This is a genomic window from Bacillus sp. LK2 (genome assembly GCF_001043575.1).
GTDB lineage: Bacteria > Bacillota > Bacilli > Bacillales > Bacillaceae_G > Bacillus_A > Bacillus_A paramycoides.
This window is the reverse complement of record NZ_LDUK01000099.1, coordinates 1-2,532: the sequence shown is the minus strand read 5'-3', so window position 1 is coordinate 2,532 and position 2,532 is coordinate 1. Positions and strand designations below refer to the sequence as shown.

Below are 2,532 nucleotides of genomic sequence, written 5' to 3'. Positions count from 1 at the left end.
AGCTTTCACATTCATTTCTTGTATACCTAAGCTTATCATGCCTATTAATGCGACTATCGGTATGAGTTTTTTCATAACTTCTCCCTCTTTCCATGTCAGTTTCTTATTATAAAATAAATCACTTATGTTACAGGAAAGTGACAATTTCAAAAAAATCAATATATCAGTATTGGCAGGTAAAGAGGGAGCAGACACAAAAACAGGCTGTGGAGAAAGTCTTCTTCACAGCCTGAGAACAAGTTATATATCCAAATATGACTTGTTCCTTTCACTATTTAGTTTTTATCGTTTGTTATAGGTGATATAACTAGGGTCATTATAAACCCACTGATTCGTTTCAATTCTTAGCCAACCATTCTTTTCTTCATATACTGTAACTTTTTCACCTTTACTTGCCTTTCTAACAATAGAGTAGTTTGTACCTGCTCCACTCCGAACATTTACCCCAATACCATTTATTTGAGCTGTTCCAATTGGATTTTGAACACTACCAGTTTCAATTACTTGAAGCATGTTTAGAATGAATGATGCTGTTTCACCACGAGTTGTTGTTCCTTTAGGGTCATATTGATTGTCACCCTTACCTTTTACAATACCTAGTCCATACAATCTTTGTACGTCTTCCTTATAGACAATTTGGTCTGTGTCTGAGAATGGTAAGTTTGCAACTGGCCCCCATAGACCTTTATACTGTAAAGCCTTGTTTACAATAATTGCTGATTCTTCTCTTGTAATAGGTGTGTTTGGGTCAAAATAACCGTCACCTCTACCTGCAATGATACCTGCACTTGCAGTGCGTTTAATACCATCTCGTAAAGTTGAGTTTGCATCGTTTAGGTCTTTAAATGAAATATCTCCAGCTGGCAGGTTTAGAGATTTAGAGATTAATTGAGCAAATTCGGCTCTTGTTACCGCTCTATTAGGTGAGAAAACACCGTTCCCTTCCCCTGCCATAATACCCCTTCTATTTAGCTCTCGAATAGCCGGCTCATACCAACCTCCTGTAATGTCGTCTTTTGGTTGATAAAGATTATTATAATACCCTCCAACACCATTTACGAATGCATCCCATTGCCCATTATTAATCATGTTAGCAGGACAATTTTTACCGCTCCACTTTTGATGTTTTACGATGTTATTTAACGGTACACCAGTTTCTTTCATTAAATAAGCTACAAGTTTCTTAGCGTTATCTACTGCTTTACTGTAGTTACCATCACTGTTAACCGCGATTTCAATTGCAATAGACTCTCTATTACCCGGGCCATTACCATCTCCTGCGTGCCACCCGTTCTCGTTTAATGGTAAGTGTTGATAAATCTCTTTATCGTCCACTGTAAAGTGCCATGATGCAGCTCGGTCTGTGTTCCCTACTGCTTGGTTATATAGGTATTGAGCGTGGTTCTTAGCACCTGCTCCTACACTTGTATTATCAGTCTCATGAATTGTAATGTACTTTGGACTCATGTAGTTTTGAGGACGAATATTATCGTTACCTGCTGGAACAATCCATTCAGTGAATGGAACACCGTTTATTGTACTAGAGATGCTAGGTGATGTGGAAGACAGACTACGTTTTGTTCTGTTTGAATTGTTAGGAACAGTTAATGTACCTGTTTCTTCATGAATACCTTCTGAACTTTGAAGACTGTCTGCTTTCTTATTATCGACAGTACCTCCACCACGTCCGTCTACCTCTTCAAAACTAGCTTCAATACTTTTTAGAGCCTGTTCATCTGATGTTTGAAGTTGGTCTGTTTTACCTTGTTCCTGAACACTTGTAGGTTGCTTATTGTTTACTGATTGTTGTTCCTCTGCAAACGATACTAATGGTGAAGATAATACCGTTAATCCTGCCGTGAATGCTACTACTTTTTTATTAAATTTAATGTTCATTTCTAATTAGGTATATCTCTCTATTTTAATAGATACACCTTCCTCCTTGTACGTCTTTTAGTGTGAATAATAGTTTGAATAATGGTAGCCTGAACCCAAAAAATAACGGCTTGATTTTTCATTTCATATGATAAGCCGAAATCTATAAGTCCTACTAGATATGTCAGTACTTCAGAATTATAACACAGCACGGTTGCAAAAATATAATTAAATAACATACATAACCTTTAGTGTATAAAACGGTTCTGGTGCAAAAACTTTGAAGTATATGAAAATGGTCTATCAAACTTGGACATACTGATACTAGTACTCTAAAAAAGGATGTGATTAGTAAGAGGTATCACCAATTAAATTTTCACGAGCAGTAATACGCCCTTATAATGATGATATAATAAACCACTCAACTTCTTTTTCCTTTTATTGATGGGATTGCGCATTTGAAATTGCATTATATACAAACTGTGCATACTGTTCACGTGTTACGTTCATATCCGGAGCAAATTTCCCTTCTCCAACTCCTACTGCAATATGGTTCGATTGCACGGCACTAATCGCATCTTTTGCCCATGAATTTGCTGAAACATCGTTGAAATTATGTGGCGCCTTTACATCTAATCTAAACGCTTTCTTAATAAC

The 2,532-nt window shown here is 36.7% G+C and carries 2 protein-coding genes; both read right to left on the bottom strand.

Annotation, left to right across the window (positions count from 1 at the left end; translation table 11 throughout):
• Positions 1-282 precede the first annotated feature (282 nt).
• Positions 283-1,896 carry an S-layer homology domain-containing protein gene (locus VK90_RS27250; protein ID WP_048376730.1) on the bottom strand — a complete coding sequence of 538 codons (1,614 nt, stop codon included), beginning with the start codon at positions 1,894-1,896 and terminating at the stop codon, positions 283-285.
• Positions 1,897-2,313: 417 nt separating this feature from the next.
• Positions 2,314-2,532, bottom strand: a 219-nt coding sequence (locus VK90_RS27245; protein WP_048376727.1) for an S-layer homology domain-containing protein, incomplete at its 5' end; no start/stop codon positions are given.